This window comes from uncultured Algibacter sp. (assembly GCF_963976535.1).
Lineage (GTDB): Bacteria > Bacteroidota > Bacteroidia > Flavobacteriales > Flavobacteriaceae > Algibacter_B.
This window is the reverse complement of sequence record NZ_CAXBLF010000043.1, coordinates 22159-29409: the sequence shown is the minus strand read 5'-3', so window position 1 is coordinate 29409 and position 7251 is coordinate 22159. Positions and strand designations below refer to the sequence as shown.

The 7251-nt window shown below is 31.7% G+C and carries 6 protein-coding genes; 1 reads left to right on the top strand and 5 read right to left on the bottom strand.

Translation table 11 applies throughout. The features are described 5' to 3' along the window. The 5 genes from AAC024_RS11615 to surE all read right to left on the bottom strand — a co-directional run. Positions 1-2035: ComEC/Rec2 family competence protein (locus AAC024_RS11615; RefSeq protein WP_339895575.1), on the bottom strand; the 2035-nt coding region annotated here is incomplete at its 3' end. Between the two features lie 24 nt (positions 2036-2059). Continuing rightward, positions 2060-2590 carry a C40 family peptidase gene (locus AAC024_RS11610; protein WP_339895574.1) on the bottom strand — a complete coding sequence of 177 codons (531 nt, stop codon included), beginning with the start codon at positions 2588-2590 and terminating at the stop codon, positions 2060-2062. Between the two features lie 7 nt (positions 2591-2597). Next, positions 2598-3710: a lipid-A-disaccharide synthase gene (lpxB, locus tag AAC024_RS11605; RefSeq protein WP_339895573.1), complete on the bottom strand. Its 1113-nt coding sequence runs from the start codon at positions 3708-3710 to the stop codon at positions 2598-2600. Positions 3711-3800: 90 nt separating this feature from the next. Further along, entirely contained in the window at positions 3801-4082 is a 282-nt protein-coding gene (locus AAC024_RS11600; protein WP_339895572.1) for a hypothetical protein, read from the bottom strand. Between the two features lie 46 nt (positions 4083-4128). Then, positions 4129-4899, bottom strand: coding sequence for a 5'/3'-nucleotidase SurE (gene surE / locus AAC024_RS11595; RefSeq protein ID WP_339895571.1), 771 nt, complete (start codon positions 4897-4899; stop codon positions 4129-4131). Between the two features lie 162 nt (positions 4900-5061). Here surE and AAC024_RS11590 point away from each other — a divergent pair, with 162 nt between their 5' ends. Continuing rightward, positions 5062-7212, top strand: a complete 2151-nt coding sequence (locus AAC024_RS11590) for a carboxy terminal-processing peptidase (RefSeq protein WP_339895569.1) — start codon at positions 5062-5064, stop codon at positions 7210-7212. The last annotated feature ends 39 nt before the right edge of the window (positions 7213-7251 follow it).

Here is a 7251-nt window from a genome sequence, read left to right as displayed (position 1 = left end):
AATCTATTATAAAAGCTCCCTTTTTACTAGTTTGGTGAAACGGGATTTTTCTTTTTTTACAGATTTGTTCCCAACGTGCTATGTAAGACTTGTAATTGCTGCCATCGGCAATGATTTGTTTTGGTTTTAGTGAATCAATCAAGCGATTTAAGTTGATTTTTGGCGATTGCCTAAGTAATACAAAGTCGGGCTTAAGAGACTTTATATTATAAATCCCTAAGCTATCAATCACTAAAAGATGTTTGTTTTTTAGTTGATAGATTGGAGAAATAGATGTTTCTTCAAGAGTTTTAATATGATTCCCAACAACATAATCTTTTATAATCTTATTTTTTGATTTTACAATACTATCAAAATCGTTTGCCACTACAATTGTATTGTTTATTGTATGTCCTAATACGCTATATCTACTTTTATGAAACACAATAAATTCATTTGAAGGTTTACTAAATTCGTTGTAGATAAAAGCACCTTGAACAACAAGTATGGCTATTAAAAACAGTTTTAAGTTTGAATAGTTTCTTTTGAATAGAAGTCGCATAAAAGTGACAATTAATATATAGGAAAGCATTACGTATAGAAGGCTAAAAGAAATGTCTTTCAATAAGAAAGCTTCTTGTTTTGAAACCCAACCCACAAAATTATTCATTAAGCCTATAATGGATCCATAAATATCAGCCCCAAATTGAGGTAAAATATTTAAAACGGCTAAAAGAATTATAATAATACCAAGACCTAGAATAACTCCTAAAAAAGGAATAATAATCAAATTAGATATAAAGAATAGACCAGGAAACTGATGGAAGTAATACAAACTAACGGGTATAATACCAAATTGTGCAGAAATAGTAATGGTGAAGGTGTGCCAATAAAATTTCACAACTTTATTTTTTGGTTTCCAAAGATTGAATAGAAATGGATCAATTGCTACAATAGCAAAAACGGCTAAATAACTTAATTGAAAACCTACATCAAATATAAATAGGGGTTTAAAAAGCAAAATAACAAACATGCTTATAGCTAAAGTATTATATATGTTTGTTGGTCTTTTTAGGTTTAAAGCTATAGCGACAATGCTAAACATGGTAACAGCGCGAGTAACTGAGGCTGATAAACCAGCAATTAATGCAAAGCTCCATAAAAGACTAACAAGTAGTATGGTTTTTATCAGTTTACCATGTTTAAAACGCTCTAGAGGTTTAAAAATGAAGCTGAGAATTAATAAAATAATACCCACATGTAAGCCAGAAACCGCTAAGATATGTATGGCTCCTGCATTGGTATAACTAGTATAAACATCTTCACTAATATCTTGACGCTGCCCCAATAAAAGGGCATTAATTATGGCAAGTTCATCAGGTTTAAAATGATATGGTTTTAATTTTTTGTTGATATGCTGCCTGATATTATCTGCTATACCAAAAAGAGTCTTTGTTTTAGATTCAATAGCAAATAATGATTCATTTGTAATGAAGAGTTGATGGTAAATGTATTTTTTCTTTAAATAGGTTTTGTAATCAAACTGATGTGGGTTAAGCGGATGAATTAAATCTTTAAAATCTGTTCTGCTAACATAAACGTTATCAACTTTAAGAGGAGTCTGTAAGGTGTCTTTTTGAATGTTTAAAAGCGTTTTTCCTGATGTGTTTTCATCATCAATTTCTAAAAGATCAATAACGTATTTATCATAATAATTACCAGGTTTTAAAACCTCTCTAATTCTAAATTTAATCGTTTTTAAGCTGTCAATTTCTGTTGAAATAACTCGTGTATAGTGGTTTGAGAAGTTTTCTTGGTTATGAAAACTTGTTGTTAAAAAACCTGCAGAAATCATTACTAAAAATGCTGTAATTCCAAACCAAATAGATTTAATAAATTGTTTTCTAGAGATTAAGTAGAAAACTAACAAAACCAACAAAAGTAATGCTGTTGATAAAATTGTGATACTAAGCGGAATGTTAGTTAAATACCCAATGATGATACCTAAAATGAGGCAAATAGTTAATTTTATTATAGTAAAATTGAGTAATTTCATGTTTAGGTAAGATATAAAAATATCTTATAAAATTCTGCGAGCTTCATAAAATGCGTTTAACCAGTACGTTTCATTAAGACCCGATATAATTACGCCATTGTTAGTTGTCGCATGAATAAATTTAATATCGTTGTCTCTAATATCAACAATCAATCCTACATGGTTTATGGAGTTTCTTCTGTTTCCAGTTTTAAAAAACAGCAAATCGCCTTTAAGTACTTTCTTGAGTTGAATTTTATTTCCCTTTTTCGCCATGTCTCTTGAAATCCTTGGAAGTAAAATATTAGAAGATTTAAATGATTCAAACACTAACCCAGAGCAATCCATACCAGATTTTGTTGTGCCTCCCCATTTATATCGTGTGCCTTCAAACTGTTTAGCATAATCTATAATATAATCAGCTTTAGATTTATTAGAAGCTATTTTAATATTTTCTTTTTTGCTTTTTTTGGTAATAATTTTACTAGAGGCCGTTTTTCTTTCTTTAGCGCGTTTTGAAGATTTACAACTGCTAAAGCTAATAATCAAGAGGAGGATTAATAGTGTTTTTTTCATCTAAAAGTTAAGATTTAAGGGACTCATAAATCAAATTAGCCGTTTTTTCACTTGCACCTTTACCGCCCAATACTTTTTCTAATTCGTAATAATCTAAAAATAACCTTTTACGAATTTCAGAACTTAAAATGTTGTCCAACTCTTGTTTAAGTCGTTTTTTATTAAAGTCATTTTGAATAAGTTCAGTAACAACTTCTCTATCCATAACAAGATTCACTAACGAAATAAATTTTAAAGTTATTATCCGTTTGGCAATTTGATATGATATAGTACTTCCTTTATAACAAACCACTTGTGGCACTTTAAAAAGTGCAGTTTCTAAAGTAGCGGTTCCAGATGTTACCAATGCTGCGCTAGAAATACTTAATAAATCGTATGTTTTATTGGAAATGAATTTTACGTTATTAGATTTTATATAAGGTTCATAAAAACTATAATCCTGACTTGGCGCCCCTGCAATAACAAATTGGTTATCAGGATATTCATCAACTAAACTTAACATCACAGCAAGCATTTTTGTTATTTCTTGTTTTCTGCTTCCGGGCAATAAAGCAATAATAGGCTTATTACCTAATTTATAAGTGTCTCTAAATTTAAACTCACCAACTTGAACTCTATTGGCTATGGCGTCAATTAATGGATGACCAACAAAAGTAACATCATAACCCTGTTTTTTGTAAAAGGGTTTTACAAAAGGAAGGATAACGTACATAGCATCAATATCTCGCTTAATAGCTTTGACTCTACTAGCTCTTGATGCCCAAACTTGAGGGGAAATATAATAGTTTGTTCTAAAATGGTGTTGTTTCGCCCATTTTGCAATACGTAAATTGAAACCAGAATTATCTATAAAAACAATAACATCAGGATTGAAACTTGAGATGTCTGTTTTACAAAAAGAAATGTCTTTAAAAATTCTGTTGAGATTCATTATTACTTCAATAAAACCCATAAATGCACGTTCCTTATAGTGCTTTACTAGCGTGCCGCCAGCAGCATGCATAAGGTCTCCACCCCAAAATCTAATAGCCGCATTAGAATCTATTTTTTTCAATGCTTTCATTAGATTTGAGCCATGTAAATCGCCCGATGCTTCACCAGCTACAATGTAGTACTTCATTTTCTTATTGTCAGGTTGTGCGCAGTCGAAACCTTTCTATTCAAATTTGCTAAGAGCAAAACCTCTCGACTGCGCTCGAGGGGACAAAAATTAAAAGAGTTTAAAAATAAAAGTAAAAATAGCAATAAAAACAGTAATTAATAGCACACCCCTTGCACGATAATCTTGCTTTTTCCTTATAAAAATAAAAAAGGCAATTAGGTTTAATATAGCTCCTAGGCTAATAAGTTTTCCTAGAAAATCTTCTTTGGCTGCCGCTTCAATAACGACCATAAAATCATCACCTTTACCTAAAAAACTTGCTGCTAAAAATAAACCAATAGCATTGGCTATTAAACCAACAAACATGCCCTTAAAAATATCTTTTTTCATTTATGCCGAATTTGCTTGTGCTGAAATTGTTTCAGCATCTCTCTAGTTATAAATTCCAATTATTTAAATCTTTTATAAAATGATGCGCGGTTAAATCAAATTGCGCAGGAACCAATGATACATACCCGTTTTCAAGCGCCCATTCATCAGTATCTTCACCTCCATCTAAATTAACAAATTTACCCGTAAGCCAGTAATAATCTTGTCCTTGAGGGGTTTTGCGTTTATCAAATTCTTCAACCCAATTGGCTTTAGCTTGTCTGCAAACTTTAATGCCTTTCATCTGTTGTTCTGGAATATTAGGGATATTAACATTCAATACAACACCATTTGGTAAACCATGTTGCAAAACATGTTCGGTAATTTTTTTCACAAAAGGTTTTGAAGCTTCAAAATCAGCATCCCAACTGTAATCTAATAAAGAAAATCCAATAGCAGGAATGCCTTCAATGCCAGCTTCAATTGCAGCACTCATAGTTCCTGAGTAAATCACATTTATTGAGGCGTTTGAACCATGATTAATCCCCGAAACACAAAGGTCTGGGGTTCTATCTAGCATTTCTCTAATGGCTAGTTTTACACAATCGGCGGGTGTTCCAGAGCAGCTAAACTCTTTTTGAGGGCCATTATCTAAATGAACTTCTTTGGAATATAAAGTTGCATTTAAAGTAATAGCGTGTCCCATACCGCTTTGTGGGCTATCGGGAGCTACAACAACAACATCACCAATAGTATTCATTATCGTAATTAAAGTCCTGATTCCCGGGGCATTAATGCCGTCGTCGTTCGTTACAAGTATTAGTGGTTTTTTGCTCATTCTGGTATTAAAAATCATCGCTAAAATACATAATTTCGTCAGTAAACCCCCAAATTCTTTGGTTTAACAAAAAATTAGTAGCGATTACCTATATTGGCATGGTTTTTTCTTTATTTTAGTAAAAAATATGCTGTGCTTTCAAGAAGCAAAAAAGATTAACACATGAAGAATATTATGAAAAGGAATTATAAAGTACTATCGCTCTTGCTATTACTAGCATTTGCGTCTTGCAGTTTTACATCAAAAAAATTTAGTAACCCCGACAAAGATAAATTGTTAATTCAAATTATTACGTTTTTAATAGAACAAGGGCATTTTGATCCTATTGCTATTGATGACGCTTTTTCTGTAGAATTATTTTCAGATTTTATTGAAGTCATGGATCCTGTGAAGCGTTATTTTTATGAATCTGATTACAAGGATTTTGAAAAGTACAAACTCACAATTGACGACCAACTTAAAGTTACCGATATTACATTTTTTAATGTTGTGTACGAACGTTTCATGAAACGTATCGAAGAGTCTAAGAGCATTTATAAAGACATATTATCAAAGCCTTTTGATTATTCGATCGATGAAAATTTTGATACGGATTATGAAAATAGTGGTTTTTCAAAAAACAAGAGAGATATGAAAGAACGTTGGAGAAAACAATTGAAATTTTCAACACTTTCTAATTATGATGATATCTTGGATGAAGAAAATAGGGCTAAAGAGAAGGATCCATTATATCTAATAAAATCAAACGAGCAAATAGAAAAAGAAGCTCGTGAAGCCACTTTAAGATCGATAAATATATATTTTGAAGACTATATAGATGAAGAAAGACGTGAAGATTGGTTTGCTGCATATGTAAATACAATTGTTGAAGAGTTTGATCCACATACATATTATCTAGCACCTAAAGGAAAAGATGATTTTGATACACGTATGTCTGGAAAGTTAGAAGGTATTGGCGCAAGACTTCAAAAGCGTATGGATTATATTAAAATAGTAGGATTGATTTCTGGTGGTCCAGCTTGGAGATGTAAAGAACTTGAAGTTGAAGATATTATTTTAAAAGTAAAACAAGAAGACGAGGAGTTTGCTGTTGATATTGTGGGTATGCGTATTAACGACGCTATCAAATATATAAAAGGGCCTAAAGGAACAGAAGTTACGCTTACTGTAAAAAAAGTTGATGGTACTGTAAAAGACATTACGATTACAAGAGATGTTGTTGAGGTATTTGATACGTATGCAAAATCTTCGATAGTTGAAAAAGCAGATAGAAAATTCGGAGTTATAAATTTACCAGCATTTTATGTTGATTTTAATGACTATAAAAACATAAACGCAGCCAAAGATGTAAAAAGTGAAATTGAGCGTTTAAAAGATGAAGGAATGGAAGGTTTAGTGCTCGATTTGCGTAATAATGGCGGTGGGTCGTTACCAACAGTTGTAGATATGGCTGGTTTGTTTATAAAAGATGGACCAATTGTTCAAGTACGCTCTACAGATGAGCCTAAAGAGGTATTAAAGGATAGAGATAAATCTATTAGTTGGGATGGTCCTTTAGTAATTTTAGTGAATGAAATTTCTGCATCAGCATCCGAGATTATGGCAGCTGCAATGCAAGACTATAAGCGTGCTATTATTATTGGTAGTAAACAAACTTATGGAAAAGGAACAGTGCAAAATGTTATTGATTTAAATAATATGTTAAGAAATAACACGAGCGGAGATCTAGGCGCATTGGCACTAACAAGACAAAAGTATTATAGAATCAATGGCGGTTCAGTACAATTAGAAGGGGTTAAAAGTGATATTAAGGTTCCTGGTCGTTTTAGTTTTATTGATGTAGGTGAAAAAGATAAAGAAAACCCATTGCCGTATGATGAAATTGATGCAGCACAATACACGCCTTGGGAGTATTATTTTGATTATGACGCCACCATTGAAAAAAGTAAACAACGCATGAGTAGTAATGAGCAATTAAAGCTTATTGAACAAAATGCAAAATGGGTGAAAAGTAAAATTGACGAGACGGTTTACTCTCTAAATTACAAAACATATAAAGCGCAAATTGATGCGAATGAACTTGAATCGAAAAAGTATGAAGCGATTTCAAAGTATAATACAAATTTAACTTTTGATTCTACCAGTTATGAAAAACAGCTTATTGCTCAAGATACAACAGACTTAGAAGAGAAACGTAAGCGTTGGCACGAAAGCTTAAGTAAAGATGTTTACATAGAAGAAGCTCTTAATGTTTTAGAAGATTTAAAAACAGCATATCCTATTAAGAAAGTAGCTTCAACAGTACAGAAATAAATTATACCTTTTGTAATTTGGATTTATTCTAAGAGAAAA

Coding starts and splice junctions, on each gene's coding strand:
- AAC024_RS11610 (WP_339895574.1), bottom strand. CDS start 2,590: ATGAAAAAAACACTATTAATCCTCCTCTTGATTATTAGCTTTAGCAGT.
- lpxB (WP_339895573.1), bottom strand. CDS start 3,710: ATGAAGTACTACATTGTAGCTGGTGAAGCATCGGGCGATTTACATGGC.
- AAC024_RS11600 (WP_339895572.1), bottom strand. CDS start 4,082: ATGAAAAAAGATATTTTTAAGGGCATGTTTGTTGGTTTAATAGCCAAT.
- surE (WP_339895571.1), bottom strand. CDS start 4,899: ATGAGCAAAAAACCACTAATACTTGTAACGAACGACGACGGCATTAAT.
- AAC024_RS11590 (WP_339895569.1), top strand. CDS start 5,062: ATGAAGAATATTATGAAAAGGAATTATAAAGTACTATCGCTCTTGCTA.